At 59.3% G+C, this 21,896-nt stretch carries 23 protein-coding genes; 15 read left to right on the forward strand and 8 right to left on the reverse strand.

The genetic code is table 11. From position 1 onward, the window contains the following. Nucleotides 1–13: 13 nt before the first annotated feature. Together gluQRS and dksA are read right to left on the reverse strand one after the other, a co-directional pair. Entirely contained in the window at nt 14–910 is an 897-nt protein-coding gene (gene gluQRS, locus QZR14_RS08775) for a tRNA glutamyl-Q(34) synthetase GluQRS (protein ID WP_311996337.1), read from the reverse strand. A gap of 143 nt (nt 911–1,053) precedes the next feature. Continuing rightward, nucleotides 1,054–1,497 carry an RNA polymerase-binding protein DksA gene (dksA, locus tag QZR14_RS08780; RefSeq protein WP_064118688.1) on the reverse strand — a complete coding sequence of 148 codons (444 nt, stop codon included), beginning with the start codon at nt 1,495–1,497 and terminating at the stop codon, nt 1,054–1,056. A gap of 334 nt (nt 1,498–1,831) precedes the next feature. Here dksA and QZR14_RS08785 point away from each other — a divergent pair, with 334 nt between their 5' ends. After that, on the forward strand, nt 1,832–3,004 hold the full coding sequence (locus QZR14_RS08785; RefSeq protein ID WP_311996338.1) for a pyridoxal phosphate-dependent aminotransferase: 1,173 nt from the start codon (nt 1,832–1,834) through the stop codon (nt 3,002–3,004). Continuing rightward, nucleotides 3,004–3,717: a DNA/RNA nuclease SfsA gene (sfsA, locus tag QZR14_RS08790; protein WP_311996339.1), complete on the forward strand. Its 714-nt coding sequence runs from the start codon at nt 3,004–3,006 to the stop codon at nt 3,715–3,717. The genes QZR14_RS08785 and sfsA overlap by 1 nt, the downstream gene beginning before the upstream one ends. Here sfsA and QZR14_RS08795 read toward each other — a convergent pair. Continuing rightward, nucleotides 3,714–4,031, reverse strand: coding sequence for a Rieske (2Fe-2S) protein (locus tag QZR14_RS08795; protein WP_311996340.1), 318 nt, complete (start codon nt 4,029–4,031; stop codon nt 3,714–3,716). The two genes, sfsA and QZR14_RS08795, sit on opposite strands and share 4 nt — an antisense overlap. 164 nt (nt 4,032–4,195) lie before the next feature. Here QZR14_RS08795 and QZR14_RS08800 point away from each other — a divergent pair, with 164 nt between their 5' ends. Genes QZR14_RS08800 through QZR14_RS08815 form a run of 4 tightly spaced genes read left to right on the forward strand, consistent with a single transcriptional unit; the run spans nt 4,196 to nt 7,742 of the window. Then, nucleotides 4,196–5,068: a heme/hemin ABC transporter substrate-binding protein gene (locus QZR14_RS08800; RefSeq protein ID WP_250607119.1), complete on the forward strand. Its 873-nt coding sequence runs from the start codon at nt 4,196–4,198 to the stop codon at nt 5,066–5,068. Next, nucleotides 5,065–6,102: a FecCD family ABC transporter permease gene (locus QZR14_RS08805; RefSeq protein WP_250607118.1), complete on the forward strand. Its 1,038-nt coding sequence runs from the start codon at nt 5,065–5,067 to the stop codon at nt 6,100–6,102. The genes QZR14_RS08800 and QZR14_RS08805 overlap by 4 nt, the downstream gene beginning before the upstream one ends. Next, nucleotides 6,102–6,869 (forward strand): heme ABC transporter ATP-binding protein, encoded by a 768-nt coding sequence (locus QZR14_RS08810; RefSeq protein WP_311996341.1) that lies wholly within the window; start codon nt 6,102–6,104, stop codon nt 6,867–6,869. Before QZR14_RS08805 ends, QZR14_RS08810 begins: the two co-directional genes overlap by 1 nt. A gap of 21 nt (nt 6,870–6,890) precedes the next feature. Beyond that, the gene (locus tag QZR14_RS08815) at nt 6,891–7,742 is read left to right on the forward strand and encodes a ChaN family lipoprotein (RefSeq protein ID WP_311996342.1); all 852 of its coding nucleotides are present in this window, start codon (nt 6,891–6,893) and stop codon (nt 7,740–7,742) included. Between the two features lie 241 nt (nt 7,743–7,983). Here the strand turns inward: QZR14_RS08815 and QZR14_RS08820 are convergent, their stop codons facing one another. From QZR14_RS08820 to QZR14_RS08835, 4 genes are all read right to left on the reverse strand, one after another. Then, the gene (locus QZR14_RS08820) at nt 7,984–8,772 is read right to left on the reverse strand and encodes a Crp/Fnr family transcriptional regulator (protein ID WP_311996343.1); all 789 of its coding nucleotides are present in this window, start codon (nt 8,770–8,772) and stop codon (nt 7,984–7,986) included. 16 nt (nt 8,773–8,788) lie between these two features. Then, on the reverse strand, nt 8,789–9,061 hold the full coding sequence (locus QZR14_RS08825) for a TfoX/Sxy family protein (RefSeq protein ID WP_003228231.1): 273 nt from the start codon (nt 9,059–9,061) through the stop codon (nt 8,789–8,791). Between the two features lie 285 nt (nt 9,062–9,346). Continuing rightward, entirely contained in the window at nt 9,347–9,691 is a 345-nt protein-coding gene (locus QZR14_RS08830) for a pentapeptide repeat-containing protein (RefSeq protein ID WP_250607114.1), read from the reverse strand. Between the two features lie 90 nt (nt 9,692–9,781). After that, a complete protein-coding gene (locus tag QZR14_RS08835) occupies nt 9,782–11,338 on the reverse strand; it encodes a bifunctional aminoglycoside phosphotransferase/ATP-binding protein (protein WP_250607113.1) in 1,557 nt (518 codons plus the stop codon). Between the two features lie 118 nt (nt 11,339–11,456). Here QZR14_RS08835 and mrcB point away from each other — a divergent pair, with 118 nt between their 5' ends. The 3 genes from mrcB to QZR14_RS08850 are packed head-to-tail and all read left to right on the forward strand — an operon-like array spanning nt 11,457 to nt 14,882. Beyond that, complete coding sequence (gene mrcB / locus QZR14_RS08840; RefSeq protein ID WP_311996344.1) at nt 11,457–13,781, forward strand: penicillin-binding protein 1B; 2,325 nt, start codon at nt 11,457–11,459, stop codon at nt 13,779–13,781. Between the two features lie 16 nt (nt 13,782–13,797). Continuing rightward, nucleotides 13,798–14,547, forward strand: a complete 750-nt coding sequence (locus QZR14_RS08845; RefSeq protein ID WP_250607111.1) for a hypothetical protein — start codon at nt 13,798–13,800, stop codon at nt 14,545–14,547. Then, on the forward strand, nt 14,547–14,882 hold the full coding sequence (locus QZR14_RS08850) for a YqcC family protein (protein WP_311996345.1): 336 nt from the start codon (nt 14,547–14,549) through the stop codon (nt 14,880–14,882). Before QZR14_RS08845 ends, QZR14_RS08850 begins: the two co-directional genes overlap by 1 nt. Before the next feature lie 105 nt (nt 14,883–14,987). On the opposite strand, the gene QZR14_RS08855 is transcribed toward QZR14_RS08850, so the two are convergent. Continuing rightward, a complete protein-coding gene (locus tag QZR14_RS08855; protein WP_311996346.1) occupies nt 14,988–15,404 on the reverse strand; it encodes a DUF4124 domain-containing protein in 417 nt (138 codons plus the stop codon). Between the two features lie 400 nt (nt 15,405–15,804). Here QZR14_RS08855 and QZR14_RS08860 point away from each other — a divergent pair, with 400 nt between their 5' ends. From QZR14_RS08860 to msrQ, 6 genes are all read left to right on the forward strand, one after another. Further along, nucleotides 15,805–17,529, forward strand: a complete 1,725-nt coding sequence (locus QZR14_RS08860) for an acetolactate synthase 3 large subunit (RefSeq protein WP_123449640.1) — start codon at nt 15,805–15,807, stop codon at nt 17,527–17,529. A 2-nt stretch (nt 17,530–17,531) separates the two neighbouring features. Then, nucleotides 17,532–18,023 carry an acetolactate synthase small subunit gene (gene ilvN / locus QZR14_RS08865; protein WP_003205610.1) on the forward strand — a complete coding sequence of 164 codons (492 nt, stop codon included), beginning with the start codon at nt 17,532–17,534 and terminating at the stop codon, nt 18,021–18,023. Between the two features lie 48 nt (nt 18,024–18,071). Then, nucleotides 18,072–19,088, forward strand: a complete 1,017-nt coding sequence (gene ilvC / locus QZR14_RS08870) for a ketol-acid reductoisomerase (RefSeq protein ID WP_007909969.1) — start codon at nt 18,072–18,074, stop codon at nt 19,086–19,088. Between the two features lie 146 nt (nt 19,089–19,234). After that, nucleotides 19,235–20,092 carry a CDP-diacylglycerol--serine O-phosphatidyltransferase gene (pssA, locus tag QZR14_RS08875; RefSeq protein WP_016983477.1) on the forward strand — a complete coding sequence of 286 codons (858 nt, stop codon included), beginning with the start codon at nt 19,235–19,237 and terminating at the stop codon, nt 20,090–20,092. A 63-nt stretch (nt 20,093–20,155) separates the two neighbouring features. Beyond that, nucleotides 20,156–21,169, forward strand: coding sequence for a protein-methionine-sulfoxide reductase catalytic subunit MsrP (gene msrP / locus QZR14_RS08880; protein WP_311996347.1), 1,014 nt, complete (start codon nt 20,156–20,158; stop codon nt 21,167–21,169). Further along, nucleotides 21,169–21,792 (forward strand): protein-methionine-sulfoxide reductase heme-binding subunit MsrQ, encoded by a 624-nt coding sequence (gene msrQ / locus QZR14_RS08885; protein ID WP_311996348.1) that lies wholly within the window; start codon nt 21,169–21,171, stop codon nt 21,790–21,792. The genes msrP and msrQ overlap by 1 nt, the downstream gene beginning before the upstream one ends. Nucleotides 21,793–21,896 lie beyond the last annotated feature (104 nt).

Below are 21,896 nucleotides of genomic sequence, written 5' to 3' on the forward strand. Positions count from 1 at the left end.
ACTGCAAGTGCCGTCATAGCAGTTGCGCCTCGGGCAGGGTCAGTGTGCGCGGGATCTTCGTGGCATCCCAGTGCGTGCTGCCCCACTTGAGTAATTCTTGCGGTGACGCATGGGCCAGTTCGGCGCTAGGGTTTTGCCCCAGTGCACGCAGGGCTCGCAGCAGCAACGGTGTCGCTTGATCGGCCTCCAGCGGCGGCGAGCGATAGGACTTGCCGAGCTTGTTGCCGTCCGGTTGAGTAATCAGCGGCAGGTGCAGATAGCGCGGCTGGCGCAAGCCCAGCAACTCTTGCAGATAGAGCTGGCGCGGCGTCGAGTCGAGCAGGTCGGCACCGCGCACGATGTCGGTGATACCTTGCCAGGCGTCATCCAGCACCACGGCGAGTTGATAGGCATAGAGGCCGTCGCGTCGGCGGATCACGAAATCGCCGACGTCGCGGCCCAGATGCTGGCGATATTCGCCCTGCACGCGGTCGATGAAGTGGTATTCCAGTTCGGGTACGCGCAGTCGAATCGCAGCGTCCCGCTGGTCGTGGCCGGCATTGCGGCACAGGCCCGGATAAATACCGTTGTACGCTTCGAGCTGTTTGCGCGAACAGGTGCAGGCGTAAGCGAGGCCGTGATTGAACAGACTGTTGAGCACGTCAGCATAGGCATCATGCCGATCGCTCTGGCGCACCATGTCGCCGTCCCATTCGAAGCCATAACTTTCCAGCGCCTTCAGGATCGCCGCTTGCGCACCGGGCTCTTCGCGGGGCGGATCAAGGTCTTCCATGCGCACCAGCCAGCGACCACCGACCGAGCGCGCGTCGAGGTAAGAGGCAAGGGCGGCGACCAGCGAACCGAAGTGCAAGTGGCCACTGGGCGTCGGGGCGAAGCGGCCGATGTAGGCGGGGGATGTTTTGGCAGTCATGGAAACGAAACTACTTTTCAGGCTATACGCAGGTCAACCTGTAGGAGTGAGCAGGCTCACTCCTACAAAAGGCAAGGGCAAAAGGCAAAATGCAGAAACAAAAACGGAGCGTTCGCACGCTCCGTTTTTCGTTCAGGTCGAGATTACTTGCCGACCTGCTTTTCCTTGATTTCCGCCAGGGTCTTGCAGTCGATGCACAGATCCGCGGTAGGACGGGCTTCGAGGCGCTTGACGCCGATCTCGATGCCGCAGGACTCGCACCAGCCGTATTCTTCGTCCTGAATCAGCTCCAGCGTCTTGTCGATCTTCTTGATCAACTTGCGCTCGCGGTCGCGGGCGCGCAGCTCGAGGGCGAATTCTTCTTCCTGACTGGCACGGTCGGCCGGGTCAGGGAAGTTGGCCGCTTCGTCTTTCATGTGGTCAACAGTACGGTCGACTTCCTGCATCAAGTCCTGTTTCCACTTGTTCAGGATCTTGGTGAAGTGCGCTCGCATCGGGGCGCCCATGTACTCTTCACCGGCCTTCGGAACGTAAGGTTCGAAACCGCTGATCGTCGTTTGCTGCTGTTGCTTTGCTTGGGTGGGCATGAAATGGACCGCCTCTACTCTTGTAATCCATTGCGCAGGATTGCTCCATCACCGACACCTGCCGGCCCTGCGGCTGCAAGCGGGCGAACTTACCAGATCAATTCGGCCTGCGCTACTCCCGGATGTCGAGGCCCCGGCGGGTGGCGCTTGCAAATGTTTGGCAAGCCGTGTCTGGTGGTGTTGAAGACCTGTTCAATCACTGATTTTAGTCAATCCTGGAGCGTACGTGCGTATCGTTACAGTCCAGCGTTCTTGAGGCTGTGACCGCTGCGGGTTCTCGCTCGTTCCGGCAGATGGGTAGAATCGTCTCTTTTTCCCTGCCGAAGGAAAACCAATGGCTCAGCCCTACAGTGCGCGCAGTCGTGCGATCGAACCGTTCCATGTGATGGCGCTGCTGGCGCGGGCCAATGAATTACAGGCTGAAGGCCACGATGTCATCCATCTGGAGATCGGTGAACCTGACTTCACCACGGCCGAACCGATCATCCGTGCCGGGCAGGCTGCGCTGACGGCGGGCAAGACCCGTTACACCGCTGCACGCGGCATTCCTGAGCTGCGCGAGGCGATTTCCGGTTTTTATCAATCGCGCTACGGCTTGAACATCGATCCACGGCGGATTCTGATCACGCCGGGCGGTTCCGGTGCGCTGCTGCTGGCCAGCGCGTTGCTGGTCGATCCCGGCAAGCACTGGCTATTGGCGGATCCCGGCTACCCATGCAACCGACACTTCCTGCGTCTGGTGGAAGGTGCGGCGCAGCTTGTTCCTGTAGGGCCGGAGGTGCGCTATCAACTGACCCCGGATCTGGTCGAGCGCCACTGGGATCATGACAGCGTCGGTGCACTGGTCGCTTCACCAGCCAACCCGACCGGCACCCTCCTGACCCGCGACGAACTGGCCGCGTTATCCACAGCCATCAAGGCTAAACACGGGCATCTGGTGGTAGACGAGATCTACCACGGCCTTACCTACGGCACCGATGCCGCCAGCGTGCTGGAGGTCGATGACAGCGCTTTTGTACTGAACAGTTTCTCCAAGTATTTCGGCATGACCGGCTGGCGGCTTGGCTGGCTGGTGGCGCCGGACGCCGCCGTCAGTGAGCTGGAAAAACTGGCGCAGAACCTCTACATCAGCGCACCGAGCATGGCGCAATATGCGGCGTTGGCGTGTTTCGAACCGGACACCATCGCCATTCTGGAAGAGCGCCGCGCCGAATTTGCTCGTCGTCGTGATTTCCTTTTGCCGGCGTTGCGCGAGTTGGGTTTCAACATCGCCGTGGAGCCTGAAGGCGCCTTCTATCTTTACGCCGATATCAGCCAGTTCGGCGGCGATGCCTTCGCGTTCTGCCGACATTTCCTCGAAACCGAACACGTTGCCTTCACCCCGGGTCTGGATTTCGGTCGTTATCAGGCCAGCCATCATGTGCGTTTTGCCTACACCCAAAACCTCCCTCGCTTACAGGAAGCGGTGGAGCGAATCGCCCGCGGCTTGAAGAGCTGGCAAGGCTGATGCGCTTTTATCCAGAACTTGAAGAAGCGCGTCTGATCCGCCGCTACAAGCGTTTTCTCGCCGATATCGAAACCGTTAGCGGCGAGTTGCTGACCATTCACTGTCCGAACACTGGTTCGATGCTCAACTGCCAGGTTGAAGGCGGGCAGGTGTGGTTCAGTCGCTCCAACGACCCGAAACGCAAGTTGCCCGGCACCTGGGAAATTGGTGAAACCCCGCAGGGCCGCTTGTTTTGTGTAAATACCGGGCGGGCCAACGGCTTGGTCGAAGAAGCACTGCAGGCGGGCGTCATCACCGAGTTAAACGGATTTACCGCGTTGAAGCGCGAAGTGGCGTACGGGCAGGAAAAGAGCCGCATCGATTTTCGCCTCGAGTACCCGAATGGTCCGGCGTACGTGGAAGTGAAAAGTGTCACGCTGGGTTTCGATGGCACTGCGGTGGCGGCGTTTCCCGATGCGGTGACCCAGCGCGGTGCCAAGCATCTGCGGGAGTTGGCGCATCTGGCGCGGGACGGGATTCGGGCGGTGCAGTTGTATTGCGTCAATCTGACCGGGATTGAAGCGGTGCGGCCGGCGAAGGAAATCGATTCGGCCTACGCCGATGCGCTTCTTGAAGCGGTGGCTTGTGGTGTTGAGGTTCTGGCGTACGGCGTGCGGCTGGACCATAAAGAGATGGTCATCGACCGGCGTCTCGACGTGTTGCTCAACGGTTAAACATCGATCCACAGGCCTTGGGCATCTTCCCGGCAAGGAATGGCGGTCAGTGACTGCCCGGCGCAAGGCCCGGCGACGCATTCACCGTCCTCGATCAGAAAGAGTGCGCCGTGGGTGGCGCACTGGATCAGGCTGTTGCTCGGGTCGAGAAACTGGTCGGTTTGCCATTCCAGGCCCACTCCACGGTGTGGGCAGCGGTTGAAATAGACAAATGCCTGCCCGTTGCGGCGCACGGCGAACAGCTTTTCCCCGTTGACTTCAAAACCACGGCTGGCGGCTTCGGCGAGTTCGGCGCCGGCGCAGAGAAACTTCATGGCTATCCTCTAGTGTCCGCTCGTGTCTGGATATGTCCGAGCTTGACGTTTAAATGCAAACAATTATCAAATGGCGGCCTTCGTCCGCAGGGCGGCAGGCAGACGTCGAGGATACTTGGCTTGTCAGCCGGACGCCCGGGAAAACCTGTTCAAGGATGCTGTGTATGCGCCTGAGTACCCGCGTTGCCATGCTGTGTGTCGGACTTCTGGTCAGCCACCAGGCTGCAGCGGCTGATTTGCCGCAACGTTGGGTCAGTGCTGGCGGTGCGCTGTCGGAGTGGGTGAGTGCGTTGGGTGGCGAGTCGAAACTGGTTGGCGTCGACACCACCAGCCAGCATCCGGAGTCGCTGAAGGCGCTGCCAAGCATTGGTTATCAGCGCAGTCTTTCGGCTGAGGGCATCCTCAGTCTGCGTCCGGATATCTTGATTGGCACCGAAGAAATGGGCCCGCCACCGGTGCTGGCGCAAGTCAAAGCGGCCAAGGTTCAGGTGGCGTTGTTCTCGGCGCAGCCGGATCTGCCGACGCTTCAGAAAACCGTGACTCACTTGGGCCGGTTACTGGGTGCCGAACCGCAAGCTGCGCAGTTGCTGCAAAGTTATCAACAGCAACTCGATGCGCAGAAGGCTCGGGTTGTACAAGTGCAGAGCAAACAAAAGGCGCCGGGCGTGTTGCTGTTGCTCGGCCATGCCGGGGGCAAACCGTTGATCGCCGGCAAGGACACTGCCGCCGACTGGCTGCTGCGACAGGCCGGTGGGCATAACCTGGCGACGCACACAGGTTACAAGCCTTTTTCCGTGGAATCCCTCGCCAGCCTCGATCCGCAAGTGCTGGTGTTCGCCGACCGTGCCTTGACCGGTGAAGCGGCGAAAGCAGCGCTGTTCAAGGAAAACCCGATTCTCAATTCAAGCCGCGCGGCCAAGGCCGGGCGGGTGCAGGAGCTCGATCCGACTTTGCTGGTCGGCGGGCTTGGGCCACGTTTGCCTGCGGCGCTGAAAAGCCTGACTGACGGTTTCTACCCGGCCAAGAGCGGCCAATGACCACCTTGGTAAAACCCCGTGCCTTGTTTATTGGCCTGACGCTCCTGTGTTTACTGGCGATCTGGCTGTCGCTGGCACTCGGGCCGGTCAGCCTGCCGCTGTTCGACACCTTGCGTGCAGCATTGCGTATGCTCGGTGTGCCGCTGGCGGCGGACGGTCTGGAGCAGGCGGAGCTGATTCTCGGGCAGATTCGTTTGCCTCGAACGTTGCTGGGACTGGCCGTTGGCGGCGTGCTGGCGTTGTCCGGTGTGGCGATGCAGGGCCTGTTTCGCAATCCACTGGCGGATCCGGGCCTGGTGGGAGTTTCCAGCGGCGCGGCATTGGGCGCAGCGATCGCGATTGTCGGCGGTTCATTCTTCGGTGGTTTGCCGGAATGGTTCGGGCCGTATCTGCTGTCGGTCTGTGCGTTTCTCGGCGGCCTCGGCGTGACGGCGCTGGTCTATCGACTTGGCCGTCGCAATGGCCAGACCCATGTTGCGACCATGTTACTGGCGGGCATCGCGCTGACGGCGCTGGCCAGTTCGGCGGTGGGCCTGTTCACTTATCTGGCAGATGACGCAACGCTGCGTACGCTGACCTTCTGGAACCTCGGCAGCCTCAATGGCGCCAGTTACGCGCGCTTGTGGCCATTACTGATCATCAGCGCCGCTGTCTCGATGTGGTTACCACGTCGGGCCAAGGCGCTGAATGCCTTGTTGCTCGGGGAATCCGAGGCCGGGCATTTGGGGATTGATGTCGAACGGCTCAAGCGTGAATTGGTGTTTTGCACAGCGCTGGGTGTCGGCGCGGCAGTGGCGGCAGCCGGGATGATCGGTTTTGTCGGGCTGGTGGTGCCGCATCTGGTGCGTTTGCTGGCCGGGCCGGATCACAAAGTGTTGCTACCGGCCTCGGTTCTGGCGGGGGGCAGCCTGTTGCTGCTGGCTGATCTGGTCGCGCGTTTGGCGCTGGCGCCGGCAGAGTTGCCGATCGGCATTGTTACCGCATTTATCGGCGCGCCGTTCTTCCTTTATTTGCTGCTGCGAGGGCGTGCCTGATGTTGCGTGCGCAGAATCTGCACATCCATCGGGGGCGCAAGGCTGTGCTCAGCGATGTCTCGTTGCAGCTCGAACCGGGTGAAGTGCTCGGTGTGCTCGGGCCGAACGGTGCGGGTAAAAGTACCTTGCTGGGTGCCTTGTGCGGTGAGCTGGCAGCGAGCGCGGGCGGGGTTTTGCTCGACGGCCAAGCGTTGAGCCACTGGACTGGCCCGCAGCGCGCGCAACGACTGGCGGTGTTGCCTCAGGTGTCGACCCTGGATTTTGCTTTTCGCGTTGAAGAAGTGGTCGGCATGAGCCGCTTGCCTTGGCACAGCGGGCAGGTGCGGGATGAGGAAATCATCGCGGCGGCGTTGGCGGCGGCGGATGCCGGGCACTTGAGCGGTCGCAGCTATTTGGCGCTGTCCGGGGGCGAGCGTCAGCGTGTGCATCTGGCGCGGGTGCTCGCGCAACTCTGGCCGGGACAGGCTGGGCAAACGTTGCTGCTGGATGAACCGACGTCGATGCTTGATCCGCTGCATCAGCACACCACGTTGCAGGCCGTGCGCGAGTTTGCCGATCGTGGCGCGGCGGTGTTGGTGATCCTGCATGATCTGAATCTGGCGGCGCGTTATTGTGATCGCATTCTGCTGCTGGAAGGCGGGCGCCCGGTGGCGCTGGATACACCGCAGCAGGTTTTGCGTCCGGAAACACTCCAGGCCGTGTTCGGTCTCGAAGTGTTGGTGCAGCCGCACCCGGAGCGCGGGCATCCGTTGATCATCGCCCGCTGACAGGATCATTGAGGTGATGGCATGCGTGGGGTGTTGCTGTTGGCGGTGATGTTGCTTGCGGGGTGTCAGCATGTTGCGGCGCCACCGCCGATCAGTGGCGAGATTCGCGACCTGGCCAGCGGTCAGGTGCTGACGGCGCAGCAGTTACTGACGCGTCTTGCCGAGCCTGAGCGGCTGATCATCGGTGAGCAGCATGACAACGCCGATCATCACACCGCGCAATTGTGGCTGTTGCGCTCGCTCGCTGGGCAGCGGCCGCAGGGCAGTCTGCTACTGGAAATGCTCACACCGGATCAGCAGCCTCGGGTTGATCAATTGCGCCAGGCGACTACGCTGCCCGCGGACGTGCCCGGCGCATTGGCCTGGGAGGACGGCTGGGACTGGAATCTCTATGGGCCGATTGTCCGCTTCGCGCTGACTCAGCCGTATCCACTGCTGGCGGCGAATCTGGATAGCGCTGAAATCCGCACCTTCTATCGCGATCCGCCGGTGTTAAAGGGGACGCGCAGCAATACGGAATCCGTGAAAGCCGTTTTGCTGGAGCAGATCAGCGATTCCCACTGTGGCCTGCTGCCCGAATCACAGATGCCGGCGATGCTGGCCGTTCAGCAACAACGTGATCGGCGCATGGCAGAGCGTCTGTTGGTGGCGCCTTCACCTTCAATCCTGTTGGCCGGTGCGTGGCATGCGCGTAAAGATGTTGGCGTGCCGCTGCATGTTGTGGATCTGGGCGCCGTCCAGGCACCCACCGTGCTGATGCTGGCAGAGCAGGGCGCCGAAGTGACTGCTGCGATGGCCGACTACGTTTGGTACACGCCTGCCATGCCAAAGCAGGATTACTGCGAGCAGATGCGTAAACAGTTCGGCAAATGACTTTTTCACAGGCAAAAAAAAGACCCGGTAAAAACCGGGTCAAATAACCGTGATTAGCCTGATGAGGAGATAATCTGAGAGTCCGAACCAAGGGCTTTTCAGAATATCGACTGATCTCGCGACCAGTTGTGATAATCATAGCGATTCTCATTACCGCGTCAACCATTGATTTCCTATTTCTGTGAAATCGCCTGGAAAATGGCCGGCACGCCCCGCAAACAAAGGCTTTTAATCTCGGCGTTCAGTCGAGCGTCATTTGCGTGATCTGCCGATTCAACTGGCCGATCCGCCGCGCCATGCTCTCGATGAGGCTGTGGGCTATCTTCGGATTGGTGCGTGTCATGCTTAAAAATTGATCACCGGGAATCAGCATCACCGTGCTCGGTTCGCGGGCGATTACCGTGGCATTGCGCGGCTCGCCGGTAAACACGGCCATCGCCCCGAAGATTTCGTCCTTGGCCACATCTCCCACCTTATGCCCGTCGACAAACGCTTCGGCATGCCCGTCGATGATCACGAACACGTGATCAGCTGCGTCCCCCTGGTTGATCAGGGTTTCACCCGCCTCGACCCGTTTGAAGCCATTGGTGCTGCGAAACTCGCGCGGTTTCAGTTCCGCGACGGCATGGGCGAGGATTGCCATCTGCCCCAGCAGATACTCCAGAAACTGGTCCGCCCGATGCGCGTCGGCATACACATGCTGGAAAACCTCACGGCGCCGATAGGGCGTCAGCAGTAACGTACCGTCACTGCACAACCGGCAATCGGCCCAGTCCTCACCTCGCTGAAGGCCGATCAAATCGCCGTCCTGCCAATAAAACAGCGGACGGGCGCCGAGACAGCCGTTGATCACCCCTTCATTGAGCAGAAACAACTGGTCGGCAGGTAACTGCGCCAGCAAATCATCCGCCGCTTGCAGTTCCAGCACCGGCCCGCAAGGCGTCAAATCGCGCAGCCACAGGGCGGGCAAGCTCTGCAAACGGTTGATCAAGGCATCGGCCCAGGCCGATTGTTCCCCCAGTAAATACATGACGGTCTGTGCCCGTTCAATTCTTGTGGCGCGAGGAAATGGCTTCGAGCTGTTTGTTCAGGGCGTCTTTGCGTTCGGCGGGGATGTCATTCCAGTGCACATCCATCAGTGCGCCCTCGATCGCATACAACAACACCTTCGATGCGCGAAAACCGCGGGTGCGCACGGCCCGGTAGGCGTCCACCGCGCCCAGGCGACGCAAGTCCGAGGCGCTGTGGATGCCCACGGCATGCAGCCATTGCGCCGACGTCTTGCCAAGATTCTTCAGGTGTTGCAGTTCATCATTCATCAAGCCTCCTTGCGACGGCCGAATGGTGCGTTGGCGAGCTTCTCAGGAGTGTAGCCATCAGTAGGAAAAGCGTGGTTGTTTGGTCGGATTCAACGCAAACGCTTCTAAGAAAGGGCGCTTGAAAGGCCTGCGAAGGCAGAAAGGCGGGAGAGAACACATAGCAAATGTGGGAGCGAGCCTGCTCGCGAAAGCGGTATGACTTTCACGATCAGGGTCACTGACACTCCGCCTTCGCGGGCAAGCCCCACAGGAGGGGGGCGTTGTGTCAGAGAGGCAAAAGAACTGTCAGCGAGTGCGATAACGCAGGCGCGTACCGAAATTCATCGACATCAGAATCTCGTCAGCACTCAGCTCCGGCGGGAAGTACGCCCCGGAAATCTGTGCGTGCGCCAGGCTCGCGCCTTCCAGCGACGCGTTGCGGAAATCGATGCCACGCAAATCGGCGGAACGGAAGTACGCGTCCCGGAAATCCACGCCATCGGCATTCAGTTCACGCAAATCCAGACCACGGAAATCACCGCCGACCATGTCGATTGGGCCATCCTGTGGGCGTTCTTTGTTAAAGCCTGCGATGTCGTCTTTGTGCAGCAAGGCATACAGCGGGGTGTCGAGAAGTTTCGGCTGGCTCATGTCATATCACCGTTGGTTTTATGACGCCAGTATAGTGCCACTATTTGACGGCCGTGAAGCAAGCGAGGGCTTCACGGCCGAAATAGTTTCTTACAGGCCTGGCAGGCGCTGACGGATCTGCGCAACCACGGTGTCCAGCGTGCCGGATTCATTGGTCTGTACGCGTTTGCTGCGCAGGATTTCTTCCGGCGTCAGCGCTTCACGATTGGCCTGTTGCGCTTCGATCACGGCCAGGGTGGCGTCGGACGGATCCTTTTGGTCGGCCTGACGGATCGCCAGCCAGCTCTCGATCACCGCTTGTGGTGCGTTGCAGTCGAGGATCAGGAATGGCGTGCCGGTGGCTTCGGCGACGGTCGCCGCGTTGTCGCGTTGCTCGCGTTTGAGGTAAGTCGCGTCGATCACCACCGGGAAACCAGCGTGCAGGATCACTTCGGCGATTTCATGCAGGCGTGCATAGGTCGCAGCGCTGGCGTCGGCACTGTAAATGCCGGCCTGCACGTCGTTGGCGACGGTTTGCTCACCGAACAGGCGCTTGCGCTCGACATCCGAGCGCAGGCGGATCGCGCCCAGTGCTTCGACCAGACGCATGGCCACGTGGCTCTTGCCGACAGCGGAAACGCCGTGGGTGATTGCCATGAAGCGCGATGGAATGGTGCTGTAGCTTTCGGCCAGGTTGGCGTAGTTGCGGTACTGGCGCAGGGTGGTGGCGCGCTGCACCGGGGTCGCGTCCGCCGGCATGCTGAACAGGGCAACCTTGGCGCGTACCAGGGCGCGGTAGGCTTTATAGAAGTTGAGCACTTCCAGGCCTTGATAGTCGCCGGTCAGTTCCAGGTACTGGCTGATGAAGCGGCGCGCCAGGGATTTCAGGCCACGGTCTTCCAGGTCCATCGCGAGGAACCCGGTGTCGGCCCAGACGTCGGTGAAGCGGAACGGTTCGTTGAACTCGATGCAGTCGAAGATCACCACTTTGCCGTCGATGACGGTGGCGTTGCCCAAGTGGATATCGCCGTGGCATTCACGGGTGAAACCTTCGCTCTTGCGCTTGGCGAACAGCGGCTTGAGACGTTCGAAGCTGCTTTCGGCCCAGGCTTTCAATGCTTCGAGTTGCAGCAAATCGTTTTTGTCGCTGAGGAACGGCAGGATCTGTTCGAAATTTTGCGAGACCGGCGCCATCACACTGTCCGGGGTGCCGGCATCGTGTTCGGCCGGGACTTTTGGCGCGCTGAGGTGGAAGCGTGCGATCTGCTCGGCCATCTCGTCGATGTGCTGAGTCGTCAGCTCGCCGTTGGCTTGCAAGGTGCTGAGCAAACCGCTCTGCGGGAACTGGCGCATTTTCAGTACGTATTCGATGGCCGGACCTTCGCCACCCAGTTGCGGTGCTTCAACGCTGCCGGTGACTGGCAACACTTCCAGATACAAATCATCGGTCAGACGCTGGTTCAAACGCAGCTCTTCCGCGCAGAAATGTGCGCGCGACTCAAGGCCGGTGAAGTCGAGGAAGCCGAAATTGACCGGCTTCTTCACTTTATAAGCGAAGGGACCGGTGAGGATCACCCACGAGATATGGGTTTCGATGACCTGAAACCCTTCGACAGGGTGCGGGTAGAGGGCCGGGTTTTGCAGGGCAGCGATCAGTGACTGGCTCACGGGCGATCCTTCAGAGACTGGGGGAAATTCGAGGTGGCCATTATGGCCGCTCGCCAGCCTGACGCAAACCTCGGAGCGCTCCTGTTGAGGATGAATAAAGTGCGTATAATCCGCCGCCATGACTCGAACTCGATCTCCCCGTACCAAGAAAAAACCACCCTCCAAGGGCCTCAGCCCATGGTTGAGCTGGGCCATTAAACTCAGTCTGGTCGGCCTTGTCGTGCTGGCCGGCTTCGCCGTTTACCTCGATGCCGTGGTGCAGGAGAAGTTCTCCGGCAAGCGCTGGACCATCCCGGCCAAGGTTTACGCGCGCCCGCTCGAGCTGTTCGTCGGACAAAAGCTCAGCAAGGACGATTTCCTTACCGAGCTCGATGCCCTCGGCTATCGCCGCGAAGCCGTGAGCAATGGCCCCGGTGCCGCAGCGGTGAACGGCAATACCGTCGATCTGAACACTCGTGGCTTCCAGTTCTATGAAGGCCTGGAGAAACCGCAGCCGGTGCGCGTGCGTTTCTCTGGCGATTATGTGGCTGAGCTGTCGGCGACCAACGGTTCGAAATTGTCCGTGGTGCGCCTCGAGCCGCTGATGATCGGCGGTATTTATCCGAAGAACCTCGAAGACCGCATTCTGATCAAGCTCGATCAGGTGCCACCGTATCTGCTCGAAACCCTGGTCGCTGTTGAGGATCGCGATTACTACAGCCACTGGGGCGTGTCGCCGAAGTCGATTGCCCGGGCTATCTGGGTCAACACCTCGGGCGGCAAGATGACGCAGGGCGGCAGTACGCTGACCCAGCAATTGGTGAAAAACTTCTACCTGACCAACGAACGCAGCCTGACCCGCAAGCTCACCGAAGCGATGATGGCGATGCTGCTGGAACTGCATTACGACAAAAAGGAAATCCTTGAGGCCTACCTCAACGAAGTCTTTGTCGGGCAGGACGGTCAGCGTGCGGTGCACGGTTTCGGTCTGGCCAGCCAGTTCTTCTTCGGTCAGCCATTGTCCGAGCTGAAACTGCATCAGGTGGCGATGCTGGTAGGTATGGTCAAAGGCCCGTCCTACTACAACCCGCGTCGCAACCCGGAGCGTGCGCTGGAGCGGCGTAACCTGGTGCTCGACGTGCTTGAGCAGCAGGGCGTGGCGACGGCCGAACAGGTCGAAGCGGCGAAGAAAATGCCATTGGGTGTGACCACGCGCGGCAAGCTCGCCGACAGTTCCTTCCCGGGCTTTATCGATCTGGTCAAACGCCAGTTGCGTGAAGATTACCGCGACGAAGACTTGACCGAAGAAGGCCTGCGCATCTTCACCAGTTTCGACCCGATCCTGCAGATGAAGGCTGAAGCGTCGGTCAACGACACCTTCAAACGTCTGGCCGGGCGCAAAGGTTCTGATGATGTGGAAGCGGCGATGGTCGTGACCAATCCGGAAACCGGCGAAGTCCAGGCGATGATCGGCAGCCGTCAGGCCAGTTATGCCGGGTTCAACCGTGCGCTGGATGCCGTGCGCCCGATCGGCTCGTTGATCAAGCCGGCGGTGTATCTGACCGCACTGGAGAAACCGAGCCAGTACACCCTGACCAGTTGGCTGTCGGACGACCCTTTGTCGGTCAAAGGCGGGAACGGTCAGGTGTGGAAGCCGCAGAACTACGATCGCCGCTCCCACGGCACTGTGTTCCTCTATCAGGGGCTGGCACATTCCTACAACCTGTCGACTTCGCGACTGGGTCTGGAGGTGGGCGTGCCGAATGTGCTCAAGACCTTGGGTCGTCTGGGTGTGACTCGCGAATTTCCGGCATTTCCATCGATGTTGCTCGGTGCCGGCGGCATGACGCCGATCGAAGTGGCGACCATGTACCAGACGCTGGCCAATGGTGGTTTCAATACGCCGATGCGCGGCATTCGCAGCGTACTGACAGCCGAGGGCGAACCGCTCAAGCGTTATCCGTTCCAGATCGAGCAGCGTTTCGATCCGGCGTCCATCTATCTGATCCAGAACGCCATGCAGCGCGTGATGCGTGAAGGTACCGGCAGCTCGGTTTATAACGTGTTGCCCAAGACTCTGACGCTGGCGGGCAAGACCGGTACCAGTAACGATTCCCGTGACAGCTGGTTTGCCGGTTTCAGCCAGGATCTGCTGGCGGTGGTCTGGCTGGGTCGTGATGACAACGGCAAGACACCCTTCACCGGTGCCACCGGTGCGCTGCAGGTCTGGACCAGTTTCATGCGCAAGGCCGATCCGCTGCCGCTGGACATGCCGCAACCGGACAACGTCGTGCAGGCATGGGTCGATTCGCGTACCGGGCAGGGCTCCGATGCCAACTGCCCAGGGGCGGTGCAGATGCCGTATATTCGCGGCAGCGAACCGCCACCCGGCGCCGCGTGTGCGGGCGAAACGCCTGCCTCCGGCGAGTCGGTGATGGATTGGGTCAAGGGCTGGATGAATTAAGCAAAGAGGGTTTCAAGTGAACAAGTGGTTGATTCCAGCGGTGACCGCCGTGGCTTTGCTCAGCGGCTGCTCTACCGTACAACGTGGTTCGATCCCGGTGGTCGATTCCGGTACTGCGGTGTCCAACAGCGAACGTATTTCGGCCAATGGCGGTTTCCGTCAAACGACGGTCAAGCGTCCTGCGCAGGGCCAGACTCAGGCGATTCCGCAAGGTGACACTGGCGTGGTGGTGATGGTGCCGGGTGGCGGCGCGACGACTTCCGCGCCGATCAGTACTTCGCCAATCGTGCCGGGTCCGGCGTCCGGCGGCATTACTCCGGGGCCTTACAACCCTTCGGCAGTTGAGTCGGCACCGATCAACTCCGGCAGCTACAGCATGCCATCGACGCCGAGCGGCATTCCTTCGGCCAGCAGTGGCGGCGGTCTGTCGGCCGATGAGCAACTGGACGGTCCGGTCCTCGCTTTGTTGACCACCGCGCAACAGCAACAGGCCGGTGGCGACCTGAACGGTGCGTCGTCCAGCCTGGAGCGTGCCCAGCGTGTCGCGCCACGTGAGCCGCAAGTGCTTTATCGTCTGGCGCAGGTGCGCATGGCTCAAGGTGACGCGCCGCAAGCCGAGCAGTTCGCCCGTCGTGCGCTGACCATGGCCAACGGCCGCCCGGACCTGCAAGCCAACCTGTGGGAAATCATCGCCCAGTCCCGCGAGAAACAAGGCGATTCCGCCGGCGCCGCTCAGGCCCGTCAGAAGGCCAGGGTTTCGCTGTGATGGATGCCCGTTTCCCGCAAATCGCCGACCAGCTATTGCTGATCGAGCGTGAACTGCGTACGCAAGGCTGGTGGGACGAAGTGCAGCCGTCGGCGGAAGCGTTGAACAGTGTCGAGCCGTTTTCGGTCGATACGCTCGACTTCGAGCAATGGCTGCAATGGATCTTCCTGCCACGCATGAAGATGATTCTTGAGCAGGATCTGCCGTTGCCGAGTGCCTCGGGTATTCAGGAAATGGCAGAAATGGTCTTCGCCCAGCGCAATCTGGGTGGCAAGGATCGTCAGCTTCAGGTGCTGCTCAAAGAGTTTGACCTGCTGATCACTGCCTCGCGCTAGTACCGATTCTGTGTAGGAGTTGCCGAAGGCTGCGCTCTTTTGATCTTTGAAGTCAAAAGAGCGCAGCCTCGTTTCACTCGACAGCTCCCACAGTCCTGCAGATGCCTATTGGCAATTCTCGGCTATCTGTTTCTGCGCCTCGACAATGCGTTCCTGTCGCTGGGCATCATCCAGCCTCCGCAACTGTCCCTCCACTTCCTCCCTCAGACGCGGATTGTTTTGCAATTGCGCAAGGTTCGTCCGTGCCTGCTCGCAAAACGCCTTGAGCTGCGCCTGCTGCTCGGCTACCTGTTTCTTCACCTTGTCGTCGATAGCTTTCTGATCGCCCAGTGCGCCGCTGCCAGGCATCGCTGCAGGTTTCGGCGCGGGCGAGGAGGGCGTTTGCACCGTGGTGGCCGGCTGACCTTGTGGCGGGTGCGCATCGAAGTGCGTGACACCTTGGGCATCGACCCATTTGTAAATTTGAGCGGCCGAACACCAGGGGCTGAGGCCGATCAGCAGAGTAAGAAGGAGCGTTCGCATGCTGAATCCTTGGCAAAAGTGCGCAATTGACACTAACAGAGTAGCGGTTTTCAGGTTTTTTCTTGCGTTCTCATGTGCTTACCCACAATTAACCACATAGACGGCTTGACTTGGAGAGGGCGAAACAGAAGAATCCAAAGTCCGCTGTAGAGGGACTGCCAGAAGCAGACCCACTCGGTAGATCATGAGGCGCACATCCGCGCCGACCTGTTACACCCGCAACGCGTTACCTCGCGCTGGGTGGGAAAGGCCCGCAACACTTGGGACGATCCCAATACTTGCTCAGTCAGTGCTGACGTAGTCGGCGACCACCGTCGCTCATGCTCTGCCGAGAAGTAAACCTATTAAGACCCGTCCCATTTTTCGTGGGCGGTATTCTGGCGTTTTAGAGGTGAACAACGTGGAGCTTTTATCTGGCGGTGAGATGCTCGTCCGCTTTTTGCGTGACGAAGGCGTCAAATATATCTACGGGTACCCGGGTGGTGCTCTCCTGCATGTTTACGATGCCCTGTTCAAAGAACCGGAAGTGACTCACATCCTGGTTCGTCACGAACAAGCGGCAACCCATATGGCTGACGGCTACGCCCGTGCCACCGGTAAAGCCGGCGTGGTATTGGTGACTTCCGGTCCAGGCGCCACAAACGCCATCACCGGTATCGCCACGGCCTATATGGATTCGATTCCGATGGTGATCATTTCCGGTCAGGTGCCAAGCACCATGGTCGGCACCGACGCGTTCCAGGAAACCGACATGATCGGTATCTCCCGGCCGATCGTGAAGCACAGCTTCATGATCAAGCACGCCTCGGAAATCCCGGAAGTCATGAAGAAGGCCTTCTACCTGGCGCAATCCGGTCGTCCGGGCCCGGTCGTGGTCGATATCCCGAAAGACATGACCAACCCGGCCGAGAAGTTCGAATACATCTTCCCGAAGAAAGCCAAGCTGCGTTCCTACAGCCCGGCCGTTCGCGGTCACTCCGGGCAAATCCGCAAGGCGGCAGAAATGCTCCTGGCGGCCAAGCGTCCAGTGCTCTATTCGGGTGGCGGCGTAATCCTCGGCAACGGTTCCGCACCGCTGACCGAACTGGCGAAGATGCTCAACCTGCCCGTGACCAACACGCTGATGGGCCTGGGCGGTTTCCCGGGTACTGATCGTCAGTTCATCGGCATGCTCGGCATGCATGGCAGCTACACCGCCAACCTGGCGATGCACCATGCTGACGTGATCCTCGCGGTTGGCGCGCGTTTCGACGATCGCGTGATCAACGGCGCGGCGAAGTTCTGCCCGAATGCCAAGATCATTCACATCGACATCGACCCGGCTTCGATTTCCAAGACCATCAAGGCTGACGTGCCAATCGTGGGTCCGGTCGAGAGCGTCCTGACCGAAATGGTTGCGATCCTCAAGGAAATCGGCGAGACCCCGAACAAGGAGTCCGTGGCCAGTTGGTGGAAGCAGGTTGATGAGTGGCGCGGTGATCGCGGCCTGTTCCCTTATGAAAAGGGCGACGGCAGCATGATCAAACCGCAGACCGTGATCGAAACCCTCTGCGAAGTGACCAAGGGCGATGCCTTTATCACTTCCGATGTGGGCCAGCACCAGATGTTCGCTGCGCAGTACTACACGTTCAACAAGCCGAATCGCTGGATCAACTCCGGTGGTCTGGGCACCATGGGCTTCGGTTTCCCGGCGGCCATGGGCATCAAGTTGAGCTTCCCGGATGACGACGTTGCCTGCGTCACCGGCGAAGGCAGTATCCAGATGAACATCCAGGAACTGTCGACCTGCCTGCAATATGGCTTGCCAGTAAAAATCGTCATCCTGAACAACGGTGTTCTGGGGATGGTTCGTCAGTGGCAGGACATGAGCTACGGCAGCCGTCACTCGCACTCCTACATGGAATCGCTGCCTGACTTCGTCAAGTTGGCTGAAGCCTACGGCCACGTTGGCGTACGCATCACCGAATCGAAAGATTTGAAGTCGAAGATGGCAGAAGCGTTCGCCATGAAGGATCGCCTGGTCGTGATCGATATTTCGGTCGACACCAGCGAGCACGTCTATCCGATGCAGATCAAAGACGGCTCGATGCGCGATATGTGGCTGAGCAAGACGGAGCGTACTTAATCATGCGGCACATTATTTCCTTGCTTCTGGAAAACGAACCCGGCGCTTTGTCTCGCGTAGTCGGCCTGTTCTCGCAGCGCAACTACAACATCGAAAGCCTGACCGTGGCCCCGACCGAAGACCCGACCCTGTCGCGTCTGACGCTGACCACCGTTGGCCACGATGAAATCATCGAGCAGATCACCAAAAACCTGAACAAGCTGATCGAAGTGGTCAAGCTGGTGGACCTCTCGGAAAGTGCTCACATCGAGCGCGAACTGATGCTGGTCAAGGTCAAGGCCACTGGCGCCCAGCGCGCCGAGATCAAACGCACCACCGATATTTACCGTGGACAGATCGTCGATGTCAGTGCCAGCGTGTATACCGTTCAGTTGACCGGTACCAGCGACAAGCTCGACAGCTTCATTCAGTCCATCGGCACCGCATCGATTCTGGAAACCGTCCGTAGCGGCGTGACCGGCATTGCCCGCGGCGACAAAGTACTCAGCATCTAAACCAAATTAGCGAATGGCCTGAACGGCCTGGATATATAGGGGAAATTCATGAAAGTTTTCTACGATAAAGACTGCGACCTGTCGATCATCCAGGGCAAGAAAGTTGCCATCATCGGTTACGGTTCCCAGGGCCACGCCCAAGCGTGCAACCTGAAAGACTCCGGTGTCGACGTTACCGTTGGTCTGCGTAAAGGTTCGGCTACCGTTGCCAAAGCTGAAGCTCACGGCCTGAAAGTGACCGACGTTGCTTCCGCTGTTGCGGCTGCCGACCTGGTCATGATCCTGACCCCGGACGAGTTCCAGTCCTCGCTGTACAAGAACGAAATCGAGCCGAACATCAAGAAAGGCGCCACCCTGGCCTTCTCCCACGGCTTCGCGATTCACTACAACCAGGTTGTTCCGCGTGCCGACCTCGACGTGATCATGATCGCGCCGAAAGCCCCGGGCCACACCGTACGTTCCGAGTTCGTGAAGGGCGGCGGTATCCCTGACCTGATCGCGATCTACCAGGACGCCTCGGGCAACGCCAAAAACGTTGCACTGTCCTACGCTGCTGGCGTTGGTGGCGGTCGTACCGGCATCATCGAAACCACCTTCAAGGACGAGACCGAAACCGACCTGTTCGGCGAACAAGCCGTTCTGTGTGGCGGTACTGTTGAGCTGGTAAAAGCCGGTTTCGAAACCCTGGTTGAAGCTGGCTACGCGCCAGAAATGGCCTACTTCGAGTGCTTGCACGAACTGAAGCTGATCGTTGACCTCATGTACGAAGGCGGTATCGCCAACATGAACTACTCGATCTCCAACAACGCCGAGTACGGCGAGTACGTGACCGGCCCGGAAGTCATCAACGCCGAATCCCGTCAGGCCATGCGCAACGCCCTGAAACGTATTCAGGACGGTGAATACGCCAAAATGTTCATCAGCGAAGGCGCAACCGGCTACCCTTCGATGACCGCCAAGCGTCGTAACAACGCCGCTCACGGTATCGAAGTCATCGGCGAGCAACTGCGCTCCATGATGCCGTGGATCGGTGCCAACAAGATCGTCGACAAAGCCAAAAACTAAGTCGTCCCTTGTACGAAAAAACGCGGCCTCGGCCGCGTTTTTTCGTTTGAGGCGGTGGTTCTGGTATAAAGCTGCATCGTTTGTGGCCGAACTGTCGTCCTCAAGCCTCTGTCGAATTTTCTCCAAACCGTTGCAAGGTAATGTCCATGAGCGAACGTCCCGAAGAGCCGAACAAGGCTTCTGACGCCGAAAGCCTGCTGCCCATCGATGAACACATCGAGGAAGGGCACGACGCAGAAGGTCGTAAAGTCCGGCATCGTGGTATCTATCTGCTGCCGAATCTGTTCACCACTGCGAACCTGTTCGCAGGGTTTTACTCCATCATCAACTCGATGAGCGCCCAGGCCGCGTTGAGCGCCGGCGATTCGGCGAACGCGAGCAAGTATTTCGCGTTCGCCGCGATCGCGATTTTTGTCGCCATGGTGCTCGATGGTCTCGACGGCCGTGTCGCGCGCATGACCAATACGCAAAGTGCCTTCGGTGCCGAGTACGACTCGCTGTCGGACATGGTTGCTTTCGGTGTCGCGCCGGCGTTACTGGCCTTTGGTTGGGCATTGGGCGACATGGGCAAGGTTGGCTGGATGGTCGCCTTTATCTATGTGGCAGGCGCAGCGTTGCGTCTGGCGCGTTTCAACACCCAGGTCGGTACGGCGGACAAGCGCTATTTCATTGGTCTGGCCAGTCCGGCGGCTGCTGGTGTGGTGGCAGGGATTGTCTGGGCATTCAGCGATTACGGGATTCAGGGTTCGAAGATGTCGTTCCTGGTCGCGTTGATGGTGGCGGCTGCCGGCATGCTGATGGTCAGCAACATCAAGTACAACAGCTTCAAAGAGCTGGATCTGAAAGGGCGCGTGCCGTTCGTGGCCATCCTTGCGGTGGTGTTGGTGTTCGCCGTGGTGTTCAGCGATCCACCGCGCATTCTGCTGCTGGTATTCCTCGCTTACGCGGCATCCGGTCCGGTTCAGTACCTGTTGCATCTTCGTCGGCACAAAAAAGCCGAGTGATGTAATTTCCCGCATACTCCGCAGTCTATGGGTGCATCTGTCCTCCAAAGCTGCGGAGTTGCCATGTTGATCAAAGTCCCCAAAGCGTCCGACTGCCACGAGTCGGATGTTACGCCTGAATCCATTTATCTCTCTCGCCGCCAATTGCTGGGGGCCACTGCTGCCGGTATCGCCGTCAGTAGCCTGCCGCGCTGGGCCAACGCCGACGATGCGGCGCGGTATGCCGATGTCGAGCCGGGCAAGGCTCCCGCATGGTTCGCCGAGAAACTTCCTTCTACTAAATGGGGCGCCGTCAACGTCAAGGATGAGGCGATCACGCCTTATAAGGACGCCACTCACTACAACAACTTCTACGAGTTCGGTACCAACAAGGGCGATCCAGCGGCAAATGCCGGCTCGCTGAAAACCGAACCGTGGAGTGTCGTGGTGGACGGGGAGGTCGGTAAGCCAGGACGCTATGCGCTGGAAGACTTCATGAAGCCGTACCAACTGGAAGAGCGTATCTATCGTTTGCGCTGTGTCGAGGCGTGGTCGATGGTCATTCCGTGGATCGGCTTTCCAATCTCAGCGCTGCTCAAGCAGGTGGAGCCAACGTCCAAGGCCAAATACATCCGTTTTGAAACCTTGCAGGATCCCAAGAGCATGCCCGGCCAGCGTTCCGGGTTTGCCCTGATCGATTGGCCTTATGTAGAAGGCTTGCGACTGGATGAAGCAATGAATCCTTTAGCGATTCTGGCGGTGGGCATGTATGGCCGCGAGCTGACGAATCAGAACGGCGCACCTCTGCGCTTGGTGGTGCCGTGGAAGTATGGCTTCAAGAGCGTTAAGTCCATCGTCCGTATCAGTCTGGTCAGCGAGCAGCCGAAGACAACCTGGCAAAGCATTGCTGCGGATGAGTACGGCTTCTACGCGAACGTGAACCCGACGGTTGATCACCCGCGCTGGACCCAAGCGCGGGAGCGGCGATTGCCAAACAGTCTGTTCAAGCCAAATGTGCGGGATACGCAGATGTTCAACGGCTACTCGGATGAAGTCGCTTCTTTATATACAGGGCTGGATTTGCGGAAGAACTACTGATGCGATTCCCGTATTGGCGTATAGGCGTTTTCATTGCGGCGGCAGTCTGGCCGATGCTGTGGTTGTACCAGGCGCTCGGGGATTTGCTCGGGCCTGATCCTGGCAAAGTGCTGGTGGATCGGCTGGGCTTGGGAACGTTGGTGTTGTTGTTGATCACCCTGAGCATGACACCGATGCAAAAGCTAACCGGGTGGGCAGGGTGGATTGCAGTGCGCCGACAGCTGGGCCTCTGGTGTTTTGCGTATGTGGTTTTGCACCTGTGCAGCTATATGGCATTTATTCTCGGCTTCGATTGGTCGCAACTGGCGGTCGAGTTACGCAAGCGGCCCTACATAATAGTGGGGGCATTGGGTTTTCTTGGACTGCTGGCGCTGGCGGTGACGTCAAATCGCTACAGTCAGCGTCGTTTAGGTTCGCGCTGGAAGAAGCTGCATCGGTTGGTGTACGTGATTCTGGGGCTGGGGTTGCTGCATATGTTGTGGATCGTGCGCGCTGATCTGGAGGAGTGGGCGATCTATGCCTTTGTAGGCGCGGTGCTTCTGGTGCTGCGTATTCCGCCAGTGATGCGTCGGATTCCGCGTTTGTTGGCTAAAAAGCAGGTTTTGCGAGAAAAGCGAAATTAACGGTTGACGGCAGATTCAGGATGTCTATAATTCGCCCCACTTCCGGCGCAGTCGAAACGGAAAACTCCTTGAGATTCAATGAGTTGCGTAGGTTTCGATAGCAA

Origin of the sequence: Pseudomonas sp. rhizo66, assembly GCF_031931925.1 — a bacterium.
In the GTDB taxonomy this organism is placed as follows: Bacteria; Pseudomonadota; Gammaproteobacteria; order Pseudomonadales; family Pseudomonadaceae; genus Aquipseudomonas.

Excerpts from the sequence above, each read along its gene's own strand:
- QZR14_RS08830 (WP_250607114.1), bottom strand. The coding sequence starts at position 9,691 with ATGAGCCAGCCGAAACTTCTCGACACCCCGCTGTATGCCTTGCTGCAC.
- mrcB (WP_311996344.1), top strand. The coding sequence starts at position 11,457 with ATGACTCGAACTCGATCTCCCCGTACCAAGAAAAAACCACCCTCCAAG.
- ilvN (WP_003205610.1), top strand. The coding sequence starts at position 17,532 with ATGCGGCACATTATTTCCTTGCTTCTGGAAAACGAACCCGGCGCTTTG.
- msrQ (WP_311996348.1), top strand. The coding sequence starts at position 21,169 with ATGCGATTCCCGTATTGGCGTATAGGCGTTTTCATTGCGGCGGCAGTC.
- QZR14_RS08820 (WP_311996343.1), bottom strand. The coding sequence starts at position 8,772 with ATGTATTTACTGGGGGAACAATCGGCCTGGGCCGATGCCTTGATCAAC.
- QZR14_RS08800 (WP_250607119.1), top strand. The coding sequence starts at position 4,196 with ATGCGCCTGAGTACCCGCGTTGCCATGCTGTGTGTCGGACTTCTGGTC.
- QZR14_RS08850 (WP_311996345.1), top strand. The coding sequence starts at position 14,547 with ATGGATGCCCGTTTCCCGCAAATCGCCGACCAGCTATTGCTGATCGAG.
- pssA (WP_016983477.1), top strand. The coding sequence starts at position 19,235 with ATGAGCGAACGTCCCGAAGAGCCGAACAAGGCTTCTGACGCCGAAAGC.
- QZR14_RS08825 (WP_003228231.1), bottom strand. The coding sequence starts at position 9,061 with ATGAATGATGAACTGCAACACCTGAAGAATCTTGGCAAGACGTCGGCG.
- gluQRS (WP_311996337.1), bottom strand. The coding sequence starts at position 910 with ATGACTGCCAAAACATCCCCCGCCTACATCGGCCGCTTCGCCCCGACG.
- QZR14_RS08805 (WP_250607118.1), top strand. The coding sequence starts at position 5,065 with ATGACCACCTTGGTAAAACCCCGTGCCTTGTTTATTGGCCTGACGCTC.
- QZR14_RS08785 (WP_311996338.1), top strand. The coding sequence starts at position 1,832 with ATGGCTCAGCCCTACAGTGCGCGCAGTCGTGCGATCGAACCGTTCCAT.
- msrP (WP_311996347.1), top strand. The coding sequence starts at position 20,156 with ATGTTGATCAAAGTCCCCAAAGCGTCCGACTGCCACGAGTCGGATGTT.
- QZR14_RS08855 (WP_311996346.1), bottom strand. The coding sequence starts at position 15,404 with ATGCGAACGCTCCTTCTTACTCTGCTGATCGGCCTCAGCCCCTGGTGT.
- ilvC (WP_007909969.1), top strand. The coding sequence starts at position 18,072 with ATGAAAGTTTTCTACGATAAAGACTGCGACCTGTCGATCATCCAGGGC.
- QZR14_RS08810 (WP_311996341.1), top strand. The coding sequence starts at position 6,102 with ATGTTGCGTGCGCAGAATCTGCACATCCATCGGGGGCGCAAGGCTGTG.
- sfsA (WP_311996339.1), top strand. The coding sequence starts at position 3,004 with ATGCGCTTTTATCCAGAACTTGAAGAAGCGCGTCTGATCCGCCGCTAC.
- dksA (WP_064118688.1), bottom strand. The coding sequence starts at position 1,497 with ATGCCCACCCAAGCAAAGCAACAGCAGCAAACGACGATCAGCGGTTTC.
- QZR14_RS08795 (WP_311996340.1), bottom strand. The coding sequence starts at position 4,031 with ATGAAGTTTCTCTGCGCCGGCGCCGAACTCGCCGAAGCCGCCAGCCGT.
- QZR14_RS08815 (WP_311996342.1), top strand. The coding sequence starts at position 6,891 with ATGCGTGGGGTGTTGCTGTTGGCGGTGATGTTGCTTGCGGGGTGTCAG.